This window comes from Pseudoalteromonas sp. HL-AS1, from assembly GCF_031198785.1.
GTDB lineage: Bacteria > Pseudomonadota > Gammaproteobacteria > Enterobacterales > Alteromonadaceae > Pseudoalteromonas > Pseudoalteromonas distincta.
This window is the reverse complement of the sequence record NZ_CP133570.1, coordinates 607,780-629,680: the sequence shown is the minus strand read 5'-3', so window position 1 is coordinate 629,680 and position 21,901 is coordinate 607,780. Positions and strand designations below refer to the sequence as shown.

Here is a 21,901-nt window from a genome sequence, read left to right as displayed (position 1 = left end):
TGGCGAAGCCACGCCATCCGACACAGTAAAATACCTTGCCAATTATTATCAATATTTTATGTTGTCGAGTGGCTGGAGAGTGCCATTTGCGGACATTGATGATCCTTGATGAATATAATGTATGAAGTCATAATTTAACCTCTTTGGCATGTTTAAATCTTGCCATGAGCAATTCTTTGACTAATACTCGGGCCTTCTCTACATCAAATGCTCTAGCGGCATACCCTTTTGCAAGAATTTCTTGAGGTAAATATTCATCAAACTTATCTATGGCTTTTTCTGCAATAGCATCAGCTAAATCAATTGCTGATATGGTTTGATCATCTCGAAAGCTTTTAAGAGCCCCGATAACATCATCAATTAAGGTATTCTCAACTTCTATAATTCCTGCAAATGCACCTGCTCCAAACCCTTTGTGTATAAGTACTGCAACGAGTGTATTTACAACTTTATCGCCGGCCCAGGGCAAAACAACGGCTGTATTGCCATACTGTAAGAAATGCGTACTTTCAAGTTTTGCAGTTTTAAAAAAGTCAGCACCTTCTTTGAAAAGTGCTTGAGCAACGGCATCTGCAAATTCAATTCTTTGTTCACCAACTTGAATTCTGTAGTCACCTTCTTCCAGAATTTTAAGCATTTCTTGTCTCACTACATCATGTACAACCATTCCTGAACCACCAAATTTAGGTGGTTTTCCTCCTTTTGCATGCTTTACTGAAATTACTTTTTTATCTGTATCAACTAGCTCAACCACCCAACGTTTACCGGCAAATACAATATGTTGGCCCTCTAAAATAAGGCTATCTACGGGTAATGACCCTAGTGTTTTACTACCCGTTACAATTCTAAATTCTTCAGAGGTTTTAAACACGGCATAAAACGTATAATGATTTGTTATTTTTTCACCCATAAAACCTAAAACTAGTTCACCACTTCCTAACTGGGTAATAAGATCTACCTTACCCATGTGAGATAGCAAATCTTTAAAATGTGTAACAGTAACTTGTTGGAATGGACCGTCTTCACAAAGTAATACGTAGATTTGATCTGCTCTTATACCTCCCCATTGCGCGATGAGAGCTAAAACTTGATGAAGTAATGTTGAAAAGTGATAGAGCGAAGTGTCTGCTGGTTCGTACCATTTACTTGCAACCAATAAACGTATCATCGCTAGCGATTGAACCAATTCAAGCCGAAGTTTATCTACAATACTCGATTTTTCTGTAAGGTCAGCCTCAGTTATCAGCATTCGCAAAATACTAGCGCCACCACGCCTACCTGAACGACCCATGCGCTGCCGTAAACTTGCAATAGAATGCGGCGCAGTAACTTGCACGACAGAGTCAACCTTGCCTATATCAATGCCTAACTCCAAAGTCATAGTACACACTGCTGTAGTGGGCATTTGCTCTTGCTGAAGCCGAGCTTCAAGTGTTTCTCGCATTTCTTTGGCTAACGAGCCGTGATGTGGAAAAAACTCGTTAGGCACAGTGTTACTCTCACACATCTCAGCAAGAGTGGTCGCAATGCTTTCGGTGCGACTTCTGCTGTTTGCAAACACTAAGTGGTTCCCACCACGGCAAAGGCCATATAAATCGTTACATACGCTTTGCTCCGCAGTAACCGCCTCATCTATTACTACAGCGCTTTCAATGTATCCCTTCACTTGCATTTTTAACGTTGATGAAGACTGCGTTTGCTTTATTATTTTACAAGACAGCGATTTATTGGGTCTTAAAGACGCAGGGACACTTTCTAAGTCACCTAAAGTGGCACTTAAAGCGGTTCTGGGTATTGGTGCGTTTACACGGCCAAGCAGATGCTCTAAGCGGTGCAGTAAGCTCAACAAGTGATGGCCACGCTCAGTACCAATAAATGCGTGAAATTCGTCTATAACTATATGCTTTAAATTCTGAAAAGCAGATTTTACCCAGCCACTGTCTCTTATTAATAATGACTCTAGGGACTCTGGCGTTATTAACATGATGCCAGATGGATTTCGTTTCAGCTTATTTTTTCGACCTTGAGGGCTATCACCATGCCAAGGTGTAACTTGTATGTCTAACAAGTCTGACAAGCTTTCTAGCCTTCGATCTTGATCGTTTATTAACGCCTTTAGCGGGCTGATATATAAAATGCCTACACCGCTTACTTGATCTGCGATACTACTTATTGCAGGTAAAAAAAATGCTTCTGTTTTTCCTGCGGCAGTAGAGGCACTAATAAGCACATCAGTCTTTCCTGAGAGGATAGGGTCAATTGCTAAACATTGTATCTCTCTGAGTCGATCCCAGCCTTGTTTAAAAATCCACTGCTGAATTCGAAAATCAAGCCTTTCGTGTGCATCAATCATAATTTAAAATCAGCTAGCTCATCGTCCTCAGATTCAATTTCTAACTCTACATCGGAAGGCTTCTCCTCTGCAATATCAACATTTTTAATTAAGCTGTCCCAAGAAATACTTGGGTTTTGATCAATCACAGCAAGCATATCCAAAAACGCCTTAATCGTATTTCTTGGCGTTCTGAAGTAAGCGTCTCCAATTGTTTGGCTACAATGGACTAGAAATGCTTTAAGGGACTCGTCAGGAACTAAATATAGCGATTCATCACCTGATGCGAAAACATGTCTCAGGTTTTTAAGTAGTATAAATAACTCTTCTGGCGTTAAACTTGCCAAGTGTAATGCAGGGGATGAGTAATCAATAACACCGGCTTGTTTTGCAAATGTGTTGCCAGCTAGGCGAGATTGCAGCGCTTCATAGCTATATAACCCTTTTCTTGGATCAAGTAAAAACTCGGGTGTACCACCGAGTAAAAACCCTAAGTACTCAGCCGATCCTTGTAAGCAGTCGTTGAGTATTCTTAGAATTTGCTCGTAATTTGATAATCGTGCTTGGGTGCTATTGAGTTTGTATAAATTTACCATTTCATCGAGGTTAACTAATAACCCTTCGTAGCCAGCTTGCCTTACAAATAAACTCATAAGCTTTAGAGAGTCATAAAACGACGCATCTGAGATAATACTTCTTATACCAAGATCTTTGCGAGCATCTGTTTTTGTTGCATATTCTGCTCTTAACCATTTTACAGCGTTGTTTTTAAGTTGCTCGTTATCTGTTTCATGGCCAGTCCAGTATGCTTCTATAACTTTTGCAAAGTCGTAACCACCTACAAGCTCAGAGAGAGACGCGAGCCTTTCGTGGATCACTGTGGTTATTTCTTTGCTTGTATTATCTGCTTCTTTTCGTGCCTCGGTAATAAACTTTTCAACCACACTGGTCAATGCATTACCATCAGGCTTATTACGAGTAGACATGTTTCTCATTAACTCAGAATACAAGTTTCTGGCTTGTCCAGATGATGCATGAATACGACGGTCAGGAGATAGATCTGCATTAACAGTAACTAACTTGCGCTCTAATGCTATCGCTCTTACAACACTTAAAAAGAATGTTTTACCTGAGCCGTATTCGCCAATAATTAACCGAAAAGCAGAGCCACCCTCTGTCACTCTGTCGATATCTTTAATGAGTGCTTTAAGCTCATTACCACGACCTACTTGTATATGCTGTATGCCGACTTTTGGGGTAACACCCGATTTAAGAGACTGTATAATTGCATCGCGCTCTTTTGATCTAATTTTTTTTGCTGCCATTGTTATAACTCCCTTATCTCTTCGACTATTTCTTCATCAATGTATATATCACCGTCATAATCAATTACTGGTGCATCCACTAAATCAAATGACCAGTCATTAATGGTTTCTATAGCACCATCGACCATTAATTTTAGCTCACTACACATTTGAGCTACCTCTTCGCGACCCCATTGCGCTTTAGCACATAGCTTTTCAAACAACTGGCTATGAGCCTGATCTAATCCATCAACTTCGTTTGTCAGCTCTGAGACTTCAATATAATCGCTTTCATCTTCATCTGAGGTAAATATCTTTTCCAGCATATTTTTAGCTTCTGTTGTTTGGCTTTCATGAAGGGCTAAGATTGTTTCATCTAAGCTAAATTCTGATGAATTTTGACTTTTTGGCACAAGCCGATGACTACTTGTAGTAAGCTGATGAATATCACTCGTGACAGACTCTTTATTCAACCCTAAATTCGTGTAGAGTTTCTCGATTTGTTTTACTTCTTTGTTATCGACGTTGCCATCAGCGAGCGCAATAGACAGAATAAACCGCTTCACAAATTCTATTTCTGTTTCACCTAAATTATTAAGTCTATTTTTTAAACCCGCATTATCCGATGGGGTAACTAATCGCCATGTAAGATAAGCCTTTAAAGATCGCTTTTCTGTATCCGTTAATTTCTCATCATGAGCAATTAGCTTTTCTAGCTCAAAACTTTCTGACTCATCTACAACCCCATCTATGTTTGCCACCATAGCACCTAAACGCAGTGCGACACCCACTTGGTTAAATACATGACTAGGGACAAACTCTTCCCCATGCCCTGGAGTAAATAAGACAAGTTTGCCATCTAATTTAGGTTTTGCATGGTGGTAACGCGAGTCAGGCGCAATACCTATATCAGCAAAGCTCGCTAGGTTATAAATGAGTTCACTTTCCTTTTTATTTATCGCTTTTGGTGCTGGTAAGTCTGTTTGCAACCAAAATTCAGAAACGTTTGTTACCCCATCATTTTCTACAATGATAGTCTTAGCCCACTTTTTAAACTTTTCAATTAATGGTGATGGTTGGCTATTAGTAATAGCGCGTGGAAGTAACATCAGTGCAGCTAAGTCATCTCTATTAGTGCCTGCTTTACCTAAGTAACGGCTATAACTAGCGAGCTCTTCAGCGGCTTTATCAGCAATAGGTATTAGTTTTTTAATAGGGGCTTTTAATATACTCGGGTCTGGTAAACTATCGAGTAAAATTTTAACGCTAGGAATACCACCGCTGGCGGCAAAGTACTCAGCGTTTAACTTGGTTTTATTTGGTTTAACTTGCATTCCCTCAGAGAATTTTTGATTGTAGTAAAGTTTAAAAAGTGCATCAAACTCTACATCGCAACGCCTAGCTGCGGTTTTTAAATTGTATTGGTCTGTATTTTTGATCCATTCAAGTGCCAACTCATCATCCACTTTTTCTGTGGCAACGATTTGCTCTGAAAGGCGTAATTTAAAAAGTAGTGAATGACGCGTCTTCGGTAATGCATGTTTTTTACCTTTAAGTAATTTAGGTTTAACTAAATACATAAACTCTAAGAGATTTGCTGAATAACCAGCAAAAGAGCGATTTGAAGCAAACACTTTATGTAAACGAAGTACTTCATCAAAAATATCTTCAAATTGTTCCTCTCCAACTTTATTATCTTGACCATTCTCAACAACAAATCTTTCAAATCCGTAAAAGTACAAAAACACAAAGCCTATTGGAGTATTAGCCGCACTTCTATCGGTTGCTAACCAATCAAGGTAGGCACCTCTAGACTCTTTAGATAATAAACCGTAGCTTGGCCAGTAGCCTAAAGATTCATCAGTTGGGAATTCGTTTGAATTAGTCCGTGGTGATATTACTGGTAAGTCTGCACAAATTAATGCTGGTTCAGAGCGATAACCAACCAATGATTCCATCACCCCACCTACGTACAGAAACCCCTTTAACTTTCGACTGTGAATAGTAACTTCTTGACCCTTGCTTAACCATTGAGCTTGTTTACCCTTATTGATATAGGTGTCTTCAGATACATTACTCTCAAAAATATTAAATGTGGCTAAATCGTCTTCAGAATTTCTCGAACTATCAGCACTTTCTATAGTTGGGGTAGATGTATTAACAACAGTGATGCGAGGTTTTGGAGTTGTCTCCTTTGAGGTTGCTAATTCATTAGTTTGTTCGTGTAATTCAATACTTACTGATGCTTTATCAATTTTAATAGATTTTATAGGGCTGATTGCACCATTGGATAGAGCTGATACAGAAGGCTTAGAGGCTGGCGTACTATAAGTGCCTTTTATGTCCGAGCTTGGATTATCTAATACTCGAGGCTTTGCTTTATTTGAATTTGAGCGAGAACTGGTAATTAACCAAATTATCAATATAACAACTGCAATTATTAAAATGAATTCCATGTAACATCCCTTTAAAAATGGTTGGTACCATTTTAGTTTTTAAAACTCCATCGACTACTAACATACTACTAAAAAAATCAGAAATGTATAATACTGCTGCTAGCTAATTGCACTTATTATTAATCAAACAATAAAGTCGTCTTTAATAAAGCTTAATTTTGTATAAGGCTCTCCAGTGATGTGACTTGACCATCAGTATTGTGCTCTTAAATTTGCAAAATTTTAAGATAAACTTGAGCTTAATCCATAGCTAGTGACTGACTGCTTCTCGCTCAAACCTGACCATTTTAAATGGCTATACCAGCTCAATAAACATAATTACTAATTGAAATATAATGACAAACACACCCAGCAATAACAAATAAGTGCCAAATTGCGTGGCTAAATTGGGTGCTTTTAGCGCTGTAAAATAGTGTACCTAAACTATAAAAAATGCCGCCGGCAAGTAGCCAGTAAAGTGCTTTTACATCAACACTTGAATAAAGCGGATATACAATAGCCAGTGCAAACCAACCCATGAGCAAGTAGGTGGCGAGTGATATTTTTTTATTGCCGTTTTTTACAAATACTTTGTACGCAACGCCCGCCAGTGCCACAGTCCAAATAAATGTAAGTGTTGCCCATGACCAAGCACCGGTTAATGAGATTAATAAAAAGGGAGTGTAGGTGCCGGCAATTAATAAGTATATGGCGCAGTGATCGCACTTTTTATAAAAAGCTCTTAAGCGTGGTTGAATACTGGCGTGGTACAAAGTGGATGACAAAAACAGCACAAATAGGCTACTGCCATAAATTGCAGTACTAATATACGCTTTAGTGCTGGTGGCTTGGCTAAATAAATCCCACATAACAAATGCAGCAAATACAATACCAAGTGCATGGCTAATTACGTTTAGTTGTTCTTCTTTTTTAGAATAGGGCGCTTCTAACGACATGACAGATCCTACCACTATTTGAATGAATTTTAGTGTACAAGTGTACGCTGAGTTTTTCAATATTATAATTTTTATATGAATACAATAATTTATTATTTTTCATAAAGTTGAAACATCAATTTAACCAATGCGTAATTAATAAGACGTAAAAAAGTCGTAATAGTTCGTTAGATTACTGGTAATTCCTAAAAACAATTAACCGGACGAACAGTGAAAAACATGAAAAATAAATTAACAACACGGCCTTTTCTTAAACTTACTAAATTGTCTGTTGCGATGATTTGCGTTACATCAACAAATAGTTTTGCAGATCAAACCATAAATAAAGAACTTGATGAAATAGTGGTTGTTGCTCAAAAGCGTGCGCAATCAATACAAGATGTGCCTGTAACAATAAGTGCCTACGATGGCGACTTTTTAGAGAGCTTAGGGATTGGCGAACTCGACACTTTATCTGAAATAACACCAGGGCTTGTTATTCAAGAGCAAAGCCCTAACAACCCAGGCTTTGTAATTCGTGGTATTACGTCTGATAGTGGGTCGTCTCAATCATCACCTCGTGTGTCTATTTATTATAACGGAGCAGATGTATCACGCTCTCGTGGTTCATACTTTGAGCTTTTTGATGTAGAAGGGATTGAAGTTGTTAAGGGACCACAAGCAACACTGTTTGGAACAGCAGCTTCTGTAGGTGCTATTAGTGTAGCAACACGTAAACCAGAAAAAGATTTTTCGGCTCAATTAAAAGCATCCGTTGGTAATTACTCGGCCAAAGGTGTTAGTGGTTTTGTAACGGGTGGTAATGATTTAATGCAAGGCCGTGTTGCTTTTACTTATCGTGAACGTGATGGGTTTATAAAAAATATTGCAGGAGATAGTAACTCCCAAAATCCGGCTGGGTTTAAGCAAGATGATATGCATGGTATTGAGCGTTTTTCTTATCGTCCGTCTTTACGTATTACACCTAATGACGATGTAACGATTGATTTGGTGTATACGTATGAAAAAAATGATGACTCGGGTACATCTTTTAAAAATGGGCTTTATGCACCAACCGGTGGTGATACAAGCCCATATAGCTTTGTTGAAATGCCAGGTAGTCCGTATGCAGAGTCTGTGTTTGGAAAAAAAGACTTAGGTGTAGAGCGCACAGTTAACGATTTAAATTTGACTGTAAATTGGGATGTAAGTAACGATTTAACAATCACTTCAATTACTGCAGGGCGTAATTTTGACTCTTTAGAAGTGTTTGATGCTGATGGTACGCAGGCATGGTTTTTAGAATTTGCAGAAGCTGCTGAGGGCGATCAATTTAGCCAAGAATTACGCGCTGTTTATACACAGAATAAGTTTACTAGTATTTTTGGTGTGAGTTACTTTGAAGAAGATGGTAGCCAGCGTGTTCCATTTAGTACAGAGGAGTCTATATTTTTAAATTGCTTGGGCGTATTGGGTTCAGGTGTTCCTTGTATTAATAATGATGGTAGCGTTAATATTTTAACGCCAGCATTAACAGGTGGTGCAATAAGCGAGTTGCCATATTCACTAGAGTTTACAAACTATGGTGAAAACAAAGCGTATTCAGCGTTTGCTGATGTAACTTATGCTGCAACTGAGGCACTGGAGTTAACAGCGGGTCTTCGTTATATAAAAGAAGAAAAGCGCAGTGGTTATAGCTCTGCTGCACCCAATAGTGTTTTAACACAAGCGCCATTGTTTACGGTTGATACAAATGGTGAAACATTTTATGGTGATGCTGATTATGATGATTGGCTGCCACGTTTTAATGCGCTTTATATAATAAACCCTACTACAAATATGTATGCGACTATTTCAAAAGGGCGTCGTTCGGAAGTACTTGAAGTAAGTTCGGCTAACGACGAACAAGGGAGTGTCGAAGCTTCTATATCAGAAGTCCCAGCGGAAATTATTTGGAACTACGAAACCGGTATTAAAGGCAAAGCGCTTGACGGGCGTTTAGATTACTCTGTCGCTGTATTTTATCAAGATTACTCTAACTTTCAGGTTACGTTACAGGATGATGAAGGCGTTGCGTTTTCTGCTGATGCGGGCTCTGCCACTAATGTTGGCGCAGAGGCTGAAGTAAGGGCGTTAATTAATAATGAGTTTGAGGTATTTGCCAATGCGGCTTACCTTGATGCTGAAATAGATGATGACAGCAATAACGGTAACCTCGCAGGCAATAAATTTAGATTACAACCAGAGTGGACGTTTAGTACGGGGCTGTTTTATTCAACAGAATTGTCGAACTCACTTAATTTAACGAGCTCTTTAATATATAGCTACCGCTCTGAAGTGTATTTTGAGCCAGCAAATGCGCCAATATCAGGCTTAGATATTAGCCAACCTGGCCTTGGATTAGTCAGTGCGCGCTTAGGAATTGCGAGTGGTGATGATTGGGCCGTTAGTGTATTTGCCAGTAATTTATTAGATAAAGAGTACTTAGTTGATGCAGGTAATACTGGAGGGGGATTTGGCAATCCAACATTTGTTGCAGGGGCACCTCGTTTTGTTGGTATTGAGTTAACTCTCGGGTTTGGCGGACAATAATACATTTAACTACTTGATATTTTAATTGAGCCACTGCAAAGTGGCTTTTTTATGTGATCACGTTAAAGTGAATTTATATTAGGTAAAAATGAAACAAGATCTAAAAGCTGCTTTACTTACCGCCATTGTTTATCCTGGAGCGGGGCATTTTTCTTTAAAAAAACACCTTATAGGTGCTATTTTTGCGGGTGTATTCTCTGTTCTTTTAATTTTAACCTTTCAAGATATATTTGCGATTGCACAGTGTACTGCAAATGAAATTGTAAACGGAAAAATCCCCATGTCGGTTACGGCCATTTTAAAAGCCGCGCAACAACCATCTAACGCCTGCGCTCAGCTCGCTGAATATAAGTACGTACCTTTAATGATTATAATTTGGGTGCTGAGCATGATGGATGCATACCGCTTGGGCAGAAAAGCGCTGCCCACTAAAAAATAAGCCAGTTAATCAGAACTCGGTTTGGTTGGCTTATTAATTTTCTTCCCGCATATTTATCCCTGATATTTAGCTATTATTGATGGCGGTAATAATTATTATTACCGCTTTTTCCATTTTTATACATATTTTTTGTAACCGAGATTTTCGCCTGCACCATGTAAACATCGTGTAAATTCCTGTATATACCCAGTAAAATCCTCAAACCTCGTTAAATCGCTCACTTGTTGATATTTAGTTAATTAAAATCCTTCTCCTTGTACCTTTTTATTCATTTAATGTTAATAAATAAATGGTGCTTTATGCTCGCCAAATTAACTTTTTTTAACTATTAAGTATTGGTTTGGTGTCAATTTATTACGTCAAACGATGACGACTGATAATTTCAATTTAAGGAAATACGATGAATAACAGTTCAAATAATCACAAAAGAAAGGATTTTAAAATGGCGAGCTTATCGTTAGCTTTATTATTAGGATGCTCAACTATGGTCAATGCCGCTGTTGAGAAGTTAACGGTGAGTGGGAATCAAATTCTTGCGGGTGGAGAAAACACAAGCTTTGCAGGACCTAGCCTATTTTGGAGTAACACGGGGTGGGGCGCTGAAAAATTTTATACAGCACAAACAGTAGCAAAGGCAAAAACTGAATTTAATGCAACATTAATTCGTGCAGCTATTGGTCATGGTACGAGTACTGGTGGTAGTTTGAACTTTGATTGGGAGGGCAATATGAGCCGTCTTGATACTGTTGTAAACGCAGCTATTAGCGAAGATATGTACGTTATTATTGATTTTCATAGCCATGAAGCACATACCGATCAGGCAACTGCAGTTCGCTTTTTTGAAGACGTAGCTACCAAATATGGGCAGTACGACAATGTTATTTATGAAATTTATAACGAGCCGTTACAAATTTCATGGGCTAACGATATTAAGCCTTACGCAGAAACAGTTATTGATAAAATTAGAGCAATCGATCCTGATAACTTAATTGTGGTTGGTACGCCTACGTGGTCGCAAGATGTTGATGTGGCATCACAAAACCCGATAGATCGCGCCAATATTGCTTACACTCTGCATTTTTATGCTGGCACGCATGGTCAATCGTATCGAAATAAAGCACAAACAGCACTCGATAACGGCATTGCACTATTTGCTACAGAGTGGGGAACAGTTAATGCTGATGGCAATGGTGGTGTTAATATTAATGAAACTGATGCATGGATGGCATTTTTTAAAACAAACAATATTAGCCACGCTAACTGGGCTTTAAACGATAAAAACGAAGGTGCATCGTTATTTACTCCAGGCGGTAGTTGGAATTCATTAACCGCTTCAGGCTCTAAAGTTAAAGAGATCATTCAAGGTTGGGGTGGTAGTACGGTTGCTTTAGACTCTGATGGTGATGGTATAAGTGACAGCCTTGACCAGTGCCCAGATACACCCGCTGGTACAACGGTTGATAGTATTGGTTGTGAGGTAACTGACAGCGATGCCGATGGTATTAGCGATAATATTGATCAATGCCCTAATACACCTGCAGGTGAAACTGTTAATAATGTAGGTTGCGTTGTTGAAGTAGTTGAACCACAAAGCGATGCGGATAACGATGGAGTGAATGATGATATTGATCAGTGCCCAGATACACCCGCTGGTACAAGTGTTAATACAAACGGATGCAGTGTTGTAAGTTCAACAGATTGTAATGGTATTAATGCATATCCTAATTGGGTAAAAAAAGATTACTCAGGTGGTCCGTTTACTCACAATAACACCGACGATAAAATGCAATATCAAGGTAATGCATACAGCGCAAATTGGTATACAAACAGCATTCCCGGAAGTGATGCTTCGTGGACGCTTATCTATAGCTGTAGTTAAGCACGTTAAATAAAATATGTGAAGAAGGTAAATAATACATTTACCTTCTTTTTAAAAGTATTAGCCTTTATAAACACTTTGGTGTTGATCAGTGATGTTGTAGCTAGGGGAGTTTATGTTATCTATATAGCGCCAATCGGTTGTGATTTGCTCTTTAGTAATAGTCAGTAACATATATCCACGGTGTGATAAGTCACAATAGTTTAAGTCGTTTATTAACAATGAAAGCGAGTCAGCCATTTGCTTTGCTTGTACTGTATTAAGCGCTAAATAATGCTCCATCCCCGGGGATGTAACACCAGGCGTTGCAAATTCTACTCCTACGCTTTCGCCTTTTGCATTTTTTAATGTGCCATGCCACGCATTGTGCGTATCACCTGCAACCACGACTAACTTTTTATCTAATGCAGCAACGCTTTTGTATAATGCTTCGCGCTCGCTGGGGTAACCATCCCACGCATCTAAATTATAAGGCATTAAAGTATTTACACGTGCAAGTTGTGCGGGTGTTACCGCTTTATTTTCTAACACGGCTTTTTTAATGGTAACAAGCTCTTTTAACACCTGAGGTATTTTAGTGCGATCGGATTGCGAGAATATCTCGGTAGGTAGCCACATTTTAGTCATCAATACTTGCTGGCCCAATACTTGCCATTTTGCATTTGATTTAGTTATTGCACTGGTGAGCCAGTTTAGTTGTGTGTTACCTAGTAACTGCCTTTTTGGATTATTTAAATCACTGGCAAAGCGAGCAACATCCATTTGTTTGGTCTCTAGGTTTTTATAGTCGCTGTAAGCGAGTTGTTTATCGCGTGCTATTACGCGAGTATCTAGCATGTGCAAGCTTATTAAATTACCAAAATCAAAGGTGCGGTATATTTGCGGGCTTTGTTCGCCCATTGGCGGCCTAATTGGCAGCCATTCGTAATAGGCTTGAATAGCTGCTGCACGGCGCTTAAAAAAGTCACCTTCATCAGGGGTATGATTTTCAGCACCACTTTTATAGGTATCGTTGGTAACTTCGTGATCATCCCATATTGCGATAAAAGGCGCTGCAGCGTGAAGAGCTTGAAGGCCTTGGTCTGTTCTGTAAATTGCATAACGTTTGCGGTAGTCGCTTAGGGTAATAATTTCACCGCTGTTATCAGCTGCTAATTGGCGGCCAATTTTTTCAGCATTTTCGGTAGCGTATCCGCCCATTGGGTATTCGTAAATGTAATCACCCAAATGCAGTACTACATCTAAATCTTTTTGTTTAGCGGCATCGGTGTAGGCATTAAAGTACCCAGCAGGGTAGTTTGAGCACGACACAACAGCCATTTTTATTTGTTCAACATTGTTTATTGGTAGTGTTTTAGCACGGCCAATTGGGCTTTGTGTATTTAAACCCACAAATCGATAAAAGTACTCTGTGTTTGGAGCAAGTTCTTGCACATCTATTTTTATTGTAAAGTCTCGGCTTTTATCTGTTTGTTCGCGTCCGCTGCGAATAATGTTTTTAAATTGAGAGTCACTTGCCAGTTCCCAAGCAACAGTAACTTCAAAATTTGATTGAAAAGTGGTTGCACGTGTCCAAATTATTAAAGCATTACTGAGCGGATCGCCACTGGCTACACCGTGTTTAAATTCAATAGCCGATAGAGGTTTGTTTGTTAATGTTTGAGCACAACCTGTAATGGCACTCGATACTGCGACGGTAAATATACTTGCTGCTGAGGTTTTTAAAAAATTTCGACGTGATGAAAGGGTCATACTGCACTTTTTGAATTATTTATAGTGGTGTGCACTTTAGCGGGTAGATATGACGTTTTTATAAACGCTAAATGTATTTAGTGTGACGGTATTAATACATTTAAACCCTTTTATTTATTAACTAAAAAGTAGTCAAAAAATTAAATTAAATGGTTAAATTAACAAGGTATGAATTTTTTAAATTGAAGCATTGCATGTAAAGCTGTTTAATAACAGTTACTTACGATTTATTTTTATGTTGGCACAACCCTTGAGTATGTAACTACGTCTAAACAATACACAAACAAGGAATACCATTATGAAACATTCAATTAAAATCGCTATGGCAAGTTTATTAGTATTAGGTTCTGCGCAAGTACACGCAACAGAAGTGGACCTAGATGTAACTGATATATTAACTCAAAGTGTAGCAAGCTACGTAAAGCAAACCACAATCGAGCTTGAAAAATCACTAAAGGAAACGCTTTATTTTGATGCTAAAACTGTTTTAGAGGGTTTATTAGATGAGCCCGTTTTAACACATAGCACAACGCCTAAAAATACTGACACTAGTATTAAAAACGCAAAATAAATTATTTAAAGGATTAAAACGATGAGCAGTGAACTTGGATTATTTGCATTAATGTTAGCACCCGTAGTCAGTATGATTAGCGCTTATTACTCGGTTCAAGTGTTTAAAGCTATGGGAGGTTGGTTTAATCTTTAGCCAATTATATAGCTGGTAATTAATTCGATTCATACAAAGCTGATCGACTTAGCAAAAGCGCACGTAAATAAAGGCAGAGTGTTTGAAAGAAGTAGACTTTATGAAACGTGCGATTTTTCCATTACCCATTTTTATGTTACCTGAAGGCTATACGCGATTACGCATATTTGAGCCTCGCTATTTAAATATGGTTAAAACCGCATTAAAAAACAATACAGGGTTTGTGCTTTGTACATTTGAGCACGACACGCCATTTAATATAAGCGCGCAAGGTTGCCTTGTTGATATTATTGATTTTGACCAAGACGACAACGATGTATTATTAATCGATGTATATGCTTCTCAAAGCGTTCAAATAAATGATGTTTATCAAGACGAGGACGAACTGCGGCATGGTTTGGTGTCTTCTTGTAATACGCCATATTGGTATAAGGATTCTAACAACTCAGTTGGCGAACATGACTTATTGCATGATGCGCTTTTAAACGTGTTTAAAAGTAATCCGGAACTTAATTTACTGTACAAAAAAACTCACTTTGACAAACTGCCTTGGATTGCAGCTCGTTGGCTTGAGCTCCTACCTATTTCTATTGAGAAAAAACAGCAACTTGCGTTTGAAACGAACTTTGATAACTTACTGAATTTCCTCCATACTGTGATTAATAACGAATTTGCCTAAATTTTATGATCCTAAATTAATTATTGCCCGTATTACTTAATACAAAAGCAATAACGGGATAAATTATTATGGTAAGTCAACAACAATCACCACGTTGTGAACCTAATACAGGTAAGTACACTGCCATGCCAGAAACGCCGAGTAAAGAACTCATGCAAGCGCTTATAGATGTTGCACAGTCACGCGATAAAAAAGCATTTTCCTATTTATTTGAATACTTTGCGCCAAAAATTAAACGCTTTGGAATTAAGCAATTTGGTGTTGAAGCTCAAGCAATGGAGCTTGTGCAAGAGACGTTAACATCTGTTTGGCGTAAAGCACATTTGTATCACAGTGATAAAGGTGCGGCTACTACGTGGGTTTATACCGTTATGCGTAACGCTTCATTCGATATGCTTCGTAAAATGAAAAGCAATAAAGAAGAAAACATAAGCGAAGATATTTGGCCGTTATTAAATGAATCACAAGATACACATCATGAATACAGTGATCATTTAGAAGATAAACAAATTAAACGTTATTTAGACAAATTACCTATTGCTCAACGCGAAGTGGTAAGAGGCGTTTATTTTCAAGACATGTCGCAAGAGCAACTTGCACATCAACTTAATATTCCAGTAGGCACGGTAAAATCACGATTACGTTTGGCCTTGCAAAAATTACGTAATGAAATGGGAGATCAGCATGATTAAACATCACCCGAGTGAAACTTTACTGACACAGTATTGCGATGCATCACTTGCTACATCATTGAGTTTAGCCGTTTCTATACATGTAGATATGTGCCCTGTGTGCCAAGCTAAAGTAGCTAAAATTGAGGCAAGCAACGCAAACGCATTATTTAGCGAAGAGCCAGCGCAATATGAGAAACCTCAAGCTGAGCAACCTGAGTTACTTGAAGAATTTGAATTGAATGTGCTTGATATGATCACGTCTGATGATTCTATCGACGAAGTTTATGAAGTAGAGCCTGTTTCTATTAAAGTTAATGAGCATAACTATCAGCTTCCACGTGCGCTAACGCGTATTTCTCACAGTAAATTTACCCAAGTGGGTAAGCTTGCTAGATCGCGTATTGCACTTGATGATGGCCCATTACGCTCTAGCTTGTTACATATTGATGCTGGTGGTGAAATACCAGAACACACGCACACTGGCTTTGAAGTTACTTTACTCCTAGATGGCGAGTTTAGTGATGAAGAAGGAAAATATGTACCAGGTGACTTTATATGGCAAGATGGTAGCCACCAACATACTCCTTTAACAAAAGATGGTTGTTTGTGCTTTACAGTTGTCAGTAGTGCGCTACATTTTAATAAGGGCTTCAGCAAGTTACTAAATCCAATAGGTAATTTGATTTACTAAGAGAATTTATGCACACAGATATAATAAAAATAGGTATAAGCGCCTGCTTAGCAGGCGAAAAAGTTAGATTTGACACAGGTCATAAAAAGTCAAACTTCTGTATGGATGAGTTAGGTAAACACGTTGAATATACACGGTTTTGTCCGGAGGTAGCGGTAGGTTTACCAATACCTCGTCCAACTATTCGCCAAGTTAAAGTTGGCGATACTATTAAAGTATGTCGCCCAGATGGCACTGGAGATGTAGGTCAACAACTTACCGAGTATGGTAAAAAAGTTGCAACAGAACAAGCTAAAGAGTTGAGCGGGTTTGTATTTTGCGCAAAAAGTCCAAGCTGCGGCATGGAGCGCATTAAAATATACAACGAAGCAGGCACGGGTAATACCTCTGAAGGCGTTGGTTTTTTTGCTGAGCAAATAATGAAGCACAACCCATTATTGCCATGTGAAGAAAACGGTCGCTTAAACGACATGCATTTACGTGAAAACTTTGTAATGAGAATTTACGTATTTAAAAATTGGCAAAAGTTAGTGCAAGAACCACTAACTGTTCACAAGCTTACTCAATTTCATTCTCAGTATAAGTACTTGTTAATGGCTCATAATTACCAAGCTTATCGAGATTTGGGTAATCTGCTTGGAACGTTCGTAGGTGACGATATAAATGCAGTTGCGGATGAATATATTTTAGGTTTGATGACGGGTCTGAAAAAGCCAGCTTCTCGAAGAAATAATTGCAATACCCTAATGCATTTACAAGGTTACTTTAAAAATGATTTATCGAAGGTTGAAAAACAAGAACTTCGTGATGCGATAGACGAATACCGCGAAGGATTGGTGCCATTGTATGTACCACTTACCTTGTTAAAACATCATTTGAAGGTTCATCCGAATGAGTACCTTGAAAAACAAGTGTTTTTTAACCCTTACCCTCACGATTTAAAACTACGATTTGGTATTTAATGGATACATTATTTTGGTTTAGGCGCGATTTGCGCCTTTTTTCTAATGAAGCGTTAATTCAAGCGCTAAATAATGGCGCTAAACACGCCATTTTTTTTGTGTCTGAAAAGCAGTGGCAACAACACCAAGCTGCGCCTATTCAGATTGACTTACTCAAGCGCCGAGTTACTTATCTTCAATCACAACTTGCTGATTACGGTATTACTTTACATATTATTGAAGCGCCTAGCTTTTGTGATTGTACGCGCGAGCTTATTAACTTTTGTAAAGCAAACGATGTAAAACACGTAATTGCTAATACAGAGTATGAGCTTAATGAAGTAAACCGCGATAAAGCAATTTTGCACGAATGCGATGAGCTTTCTATTACTTTTACTTTGTACGAAGGTGATTTAATTGCACCTGTTGGAACGGTCAAAAATCAAAGTAATGAAATGTATAAAGTGTTTACTCCTTTTAAACGTGCATGGTTAAAGCAGTATCAAGATACACACTTTAGTTTGCCACAATGGCCTTTAACTTCTGACCCTATTGAGTTTGACGAGAGTGATTTACTAAAAAGTGATGGGTGCTCAGATAAGTGGCCGGTTGACGACGAAACACTCTCTACCGTAGTTGATAATTTTATATGCGACAAACTTACAAGTTACGACGACCAGCGTGATATTCCCAGTGTAAAAGGCACATCGGGTTTAAGCCCGTATTTAGCCCTAGGTATTGTAAGCACAAAGCAATTGCTTATTAATATTCAGCAGCGTTATCCTGATATTTTAACTACATCAAAAAGTAAAACGTTTACGTGGATTAACGAGCTTGTTTGGCGCGAATTTTACAGGCATTTAATTGCTGAATTTCCGAACCTTTCGCGCGGCGATAACTTCAACGAAAAGTATAATGCTGTAGTGTGGCGTAAAAGCGAAAGCGATTTTAAAGCATGGTGCGAAGGGCGTACAGGTTACCCATTAGTGGATGCAGCAATGCTACAACTTAAGCAAACCGGTTGGATGCATAATCGTTTACGAATGGTTGTTGCAAGCTTTTTAACTAAACATTTATTAATAGACTGGCGTGAAGGTGAACGCTTTTTTATGCAGCACTTAATTGATGGCGATTTAGCCTCAAATAATGGTGGTTGGCAGTGGGCTGCAAGTACGGGCTGTGATGCTCAGCCTTATTTTAGAGTTTTTAATCCTATCAGACAAAGCGAGCGCTTTGATCCAACGGGCAAGTTTATCCGTAAGTATTTGCCAGAGCTTGAAAACGTGCCAGATAAACACATTCATTTTCCACACACTTATTTAGCCGCAACAGGCAAAGATAAGGAATGTTACTGGCCAGCAATAGTTGATCATAAAGCGGCACGAGAACGTGCACTTGCTGCATTTAAGGTGTGATATGGATAACCAGTTACCAGTAGATAAATTTGTTGAAATATACCAACAGCTTGATAGTACTAATCTTGATTTATTGAGTGATATTTACTGTGACAACATACAGTTTATAGACCCGATGCATGAAATTAACGGCATTGTAGAATTGCGCAGGTACTTTGCTAACTTATACAGCAATGTTAAGCATTGCCAGTTTGATATTAGTGATTCGTTTAATAGCGGTAACAATGCTTTTATTTATTGGACTATGCATTATGCACATCCAAAGCTTTCATCAGGTAAAACTATCTCGGTAGACGGTCATAGCAAGCTTATTTTTAAAGATGGCAAAATTATTAAGCACAGAGACTACTTTAATGTAGGCGAGTTGTTATACAAACACATTCCTTTACTTGGTAGCGTTATAAAGCTAATTGATAAAAGGGCAGGTTAAGTATGATCACACTTATAACGGGTGCTACATCAGGTATTGGCGAGCAGCTAGCAATTAAATATGCACAGCTAGGAGACACTGTTATAGCTTGCGGCCGTAATAGTGATAAGCTCGCCGAGCTTGCTAAATACGACAATATCCAAGCATGTAAATTTGATGCAACTAACCTGCAAGATATAAAAGAGTCTACTATTGGTTTTCCTCATTTTGACCGTGTTATTTTAAACGCAGGTAATTGTGAATATATAGATGATGCGCGCAACTTTGATAGCGCGTTGTTTGAGCGTGTAATAAACGTTAACTTACTTTCTATGGGGTATTGCCTTGAGGCGTTACTTCCTAAAATAAATCCAGGTGGCCAACTTGTTTTGGTCAGCTCAAGTGTTACTTACCTTGCGCTACCTCGTTCAGAAGCTTATGGCGCATCAAAAGCGGGTGTAAGTTACTTGGCAAAAAGCTTAGCGGTTGATTTAAATGATGTTGATGTGACTTTAGTTCACCCTGGCTTTGTAAAAACGCCGCTTACTAATAAAAATGATTTCCCGATGCCTATGGCCGTTACTGCTGAAAAAGCCGCAGACTACATGATTAAGGGTATTCAAAAACGCCGCAAAGACGTTCATTTCCCTTATCGTTTTACACTTATATTAAAAGCTTTACGCATTTTACCACTGCCGATTTGGCTTAAAATCGCAAAAGGATTAGCCCGTTGAAAAAAATAGCAATAATAGGAACTGGTGTATCTGGTTTAACATGTGGGCATTTGCTTCACAAACATTACGATGTAACCGTATTTGAAAAAAATGATTACATAGGTGGCCACACAGCAACGGTTGATGTTGATGTGTGTGGCATCAAATACGCAATAGATACAGGCTTTATTGTATTTAATGACCGAACTTACCCATATTTTGAAAAGCTACTTTCGCGCATTGGTATTGATAAACAAACAACCCAGATGAGCTTTAGTGTGCACAACGAAGCCACTGGTTTTGAATACAATGGACATACGTTTACAAGCTTATTTGCACAGCGTCGTAATATTTTTAGACCTAAGTTTTGGCGATTACTGTACGACATTGTTAGGTTTAACAAACTGTGCAAAGCAATGCATGAAAAAGGTGATTACCAGTCTGATCAATCATTAGGGCAATTGCTTAACGATAACCAGTTTAATGACTTTTTTAAATACCATTATATTCTTCCTATGGGCGCGGCTATTTGGTCTACCAGTATTAAAGAAATGGAAAACGTAGGCGTTGAGTTTTTTGTTAAGTTTTTCTTTAATCATGGGCTTTTAGATGTAACCAATAGACCACAGTGGTATGTAGTACCAGGGGGCTCTCGTCAGTATATTAAGCCGCTGATCAGAGGTTTTGCCGACAAAATTAACCTCAATACAAATATTAAATCAGTTACGCGTCAAAATGATGAAGTAACAATAGAGTTTGCCAATGGTGAGCAAAGTAAATTTGATAAAGTAATATTTGCTTGTCATTCAGATCAGGCGCTTGCACTACTGGGTGATGCTACTGAGCAAGAAAAGTCAGTATTGGGTGCAATAGCTTACACTGAGAACTCAGTGGTGCTGCACACCGATACAAACCTTTTACCAGATAGAAAAGCGGCATGGGCAAGCTGGAACTACCTACTTAACAACAACACGGATAAAGCCGCTGTTGTTACTTACCAAATGAATATTTTGCAAGGTATACAATCAGATACACAGTTTTGTGTAACGCTTAACCATCTTGAAGGAATAAGCCAAAGTAAAATTTTGCGCGAGTTTACTTATCACCACCCTGTATTTAACCAAGAGTCAATTGCGGCTCAAAAACTTAAACACAGTATTGATGGACACAACAATAGTTATTTTTGCGGTGCTTATTGGTACAATGGTTTTCATGAAGATGGCGTACACAGTGGTGTAGATGTAGCCAAGCAACTTGGGGTCGAATTTGACTAGTGCAGTGTATTTAGGCGATGTTAAACATCGCCGTTTTGCTGTTAAAGAACATCGCTTTAGTTACCCTTTATATATGATGTGGGTAGATTTAAATAATCCTCAACAACTAAATGGTGTGCATAAACACATAGGTACGTCAGGCTTAAAGGCGTTAAAGTTTAATGAAGCTGATTATCTTACAGGCACCTCACAGCTTGCTAAACGTCCTCTTATTGAGCGTGCACATGAACAACTTGCCAATTTAGGTATTACTGAAACCTTTTCTCATATTTACATGCTTGGGCAACTTCGTTGTTTTGGTGTGTATTTTAGTCCTGTTAATTTTTACTTTTTTGGTCATAACGACAACCGTTTTAAATACATGATTGCTGAAGTAAGTAATACACCATGGAACGAACGTCATTATTATTTAGTACCTTTAGAAAAAAAAGTGAACTTTAAAAAGGTTTTTTCCGTATCACCTTTTATGAATCTAGATATGAACTATCATTGGCATGTTAAGCAATCGCTTGATAAAACATTGATACACATTGAAAATAAGCGAAATGAAGAGCTATTATTTGATGCTACACTTCGCTTAAAACGTAAAGAGCTTACTAAAGAAGAAGTTAATAAGTTATTTAAACGTTTTCCGGCCATGACATGGTCTATTTTCAAAGGTATTTATTATCAAGCGTTAAAGTTGTTTATAAAACGAGTTCCTTTTTTAGGTCACTCAGGCAAGCCATAAA

18 protein-coding genes are annotated in these 21,901 nt (G+C 38.3%); 13 read left to right on the top strand and 5 right to left on the bottom strand.

Going from position 1 to position 21,901, the window contains the following annotated elements:
• Positions 1-127: 127 nt before the first annotated feature.
• The 4 genes from RB214_RS19680 to RB214_RS19665 all read right to left on the bottom strand — a co-directional run bounded on the left by RB214_RS19680 (position 128) and on the right by RB214_RS19665 (position 7,027).
• Positions 128-2,353, bottom strand: coding sequence for a DEAD/DEAH box helicase (locus RB214_RS19680; RefSeq protein WP_024606019.1), 2,226 nt, complete (start codon positions 2,351-2,353; stop codon positions 128-130).
• The gene (locus RB214_RS19675; protein ID WP_024606018.1) at positions 2,350-3,657 is read right to left on the bottom strand and encodes an ATP-binding protein; all 1,308 of its coding nucleotides are present in this window, start codon (positions 3,655-3,657) and stop codon (positions 2,350-2,352) included. Before RB214_RS19675 ends, RB214_RS19680 begins: the two co-directional genes overlap by 4 nt.
• A gap of 2 nt (positions 3,658-3,659) precedes the next feature.
• Positions 3,660-6,092: a TerB N-terminal domain-containing protein gene (locus RB214_RS19670; RefSeq protein ID WP_024606017.1), complete on the bottom strand. Its 2,433-nt coding sequence runs from the start codon at positions 6,090-6,092 to the stop codon at positions 3,660-3,662.
• A gap of 305 nt (positions 6,093-6,397) precedes the next feature.
• Complete coding sequence (locus tag RB214_RS19665) at positions 6,398-7,027, bottom strand: hemolysin III family protein (protein ID WP_007376338.1); 630 nt, start codon at positions 7,025-7,027, stop codon at positions 6,398-6,400.
• Positions 7,028-7,246: 219 nt separating this feature from the next.
• On the opposite strand from RB214_RS19665, the gene RB214_RS19660 reads away from it, so the two are divergent.
• The 3 genes from RB214_RS19660 (at position 7,247) to RB214_RS19650 (ending at position 11,916) form a co-directional block, all read left to right on the top strand.
• Positions 7,247-9,598 carry a TonB-dependent receptor gene (locus tag RB214_RS19660; protein ID WP_309169210.1) on the top strand — a complete coding sequence of 784 codons (2,352 nt, stop codon included), beginning with the start codon at positions 7,247-7,249 and terminating at the stop codon, positions 9,596-9,598.
• Positions 9,599-9,686: 88 nt separating this feature from the next.
• Positions 9,687-10,037 carry a hypothetical protein gene (locus tag RB214_RS19655; RefSeq protein ID WP_309169209.1) on the top strand — a complete coding sequence of 117 codons (351 nt, stop codon included), beginning with the start codon at positions 9,687-9,689 and terminating at the stop codon, positions 10,035-10,037.
• Between the two features lie 400 nt (positions 10,038-10,437).
• Positions 10,438-11,916, top strand: coding sequence for a cellulase family glycosylhydrolase (locus RB214_RS19650; RefSeq protein ID WP_309169208.1), 1,479 nt, complete (start codon positions 10,438-10,440; stop codon positions 11,914-11,916).
• 60 nt (positions 11,917-11,976) lie between these two features.
• On the opposite strand, the gene RB214_RS19645 is transcribed toward RB214_RS19650, so the two are convergent.
• The gene (locus RB214_RS19645) at positions 11,977-13,668 is read right to left on the bottom strand and encodes an alkaline phosphatase D family protein (RefSeq protein ID WP_309169207.1); all 1,692 of its coding nucleotides are present in this window, start codon (positions 13,666-13,668) and stop codon (positions 11,977-11,979) included.
• A 298-nt stretch (positions 13,669-13,966) separates the two neighbouring features.
• On the opposite strand from RB214_RS19645, the gene RB214_RS19640 reads away from it, so the two are divergent.
• The 10 genes from RB214_RS19640 to RB214_RS19595 all read left to right on the top strand — a co-directional run bounded on the left by RB214_RS19640 (position 13,967) and on the right by RB214_RS19595 (position 21,900).
• The gene (locus RB214_RS19640; RefSeq protein ID WP_002962453.1) at positions 13,967-14,239 is read left to right on the top strand and encodes a hypothetical protein; all 273 of its coding nucleotides are present in this window, start codon (positions 13,967-13,969) and stop codon (positions 14,237-14,239) included.
• Positions 14,240-14,474: 235 nt separating this feature from the next.
• Positions 14,475-15,053, top strand: a complete 579-nt coding sequence (locus RB214_RS19635) for an LON peptidase substrate-binding domain-containing protein (RefSeq protein ID WP_193226924.1) — start codon at positions 14,475-14,477, stop codon at positions 15,051-15,053.
• 68 nt (positions 15,054-15,121) lie between these two features.
• Positions 15,122-15,745 (top strand): sigma-70 family RNA polymerase sigma factor, encoded by a 624-nt coding sequence (locus RB214_RS19630; RefSeq protein ID WP_002962457.1) that lies wholly within the window; start codon positions 15,122-15,124, stop codon positions 15,743-15,745.
• Positions 15,738-16,418, top strand: coding sequence for a ChrR family anti-sigma-E factor (locus RB214_RS19625; RefSeq protein ID WP_002962459.1), 681 nt, complete (start codon positions 15,738-15,740; stop codon positions 16,416-16,418). The genes RB214_RS19630 and RB214_RS19625 overlap by 8 nt, the downstream gene beginning before the upstream one ends.
• Positions 16,419-16,426: 8 nt before the next feature.
• Positions 16,427-17,380, top strand: a complete 954-nt coding sequence (locus RB214_RS19620; protein WP_138490055.1) for a DUF523 and DUF1722 domain-containing protein — start codon at positions 16,427-16,429, stop codon at positions 17,378-17,380.
• Positions 17,380-18,774, top strand: a complete 1,395-nt coding sequence (phrB, locus tag RB214_RS19615; protein ID WP_290174022.1) for a deoxyribodipyrimidine photo-lyase — start codon at positions 17,380-17,382, stop codon at positions 18,772-18,774. Before RB214_RS19620 ends, phrB begins: the two co-directional genes overlap by 1 nt.
• A gap of 1 nt (position 18,775) precedes the next feature.
• Entirely contained in the window at positions 18,776-19,204 is a 429-nt protein-coding gene (locus RB214_RS19610; protein ID WP_002962464.1) for a nuclear transport factor 2 family protein, read from the top strand.
• A gap of 2 nt (positions 19,205-19,206) precedes the next feature.
• Positions 19,207-19,917, top strand: coding sequence for an SDR family NAD(P)-dependent oxidoreductase (locus tag RB214_RS19605; protein WP_002962466.1), 711 nt, complete (start codon positions 19,207-19,209; stop codon positions 19,915-19,917).
• Entirely contained in the window at positions 19,914-21,170 is a 1,257-nt protein-coding gene (locus RB214_RS19600; protein ID WP_002962467.1) for an NAD(P)/FAD-dependent oxidoreductase, read from the top strand. The genes RB214_RS19605 and RB214_RS19600 overlap by 4 nt, the downstream gene beginning before the upstream one ends.
• Positions 21,163-21,900: a DUF1365 domain-containing protein gene (locus RB214_RS19595; protein ID WP_309169206.1), complete on the top strand. Its 738-nt coding sequence runs from the start codon at positions 21,163-21,165 to the stop codon at positions 21,898-21,900. The genes RB214_RS19600 and RB214_RS19595 overlap by 8 nt, the downstream gene beginning before the upstream one ends.
• Position 21,901 lies beyond the last annotated feature (1 nt).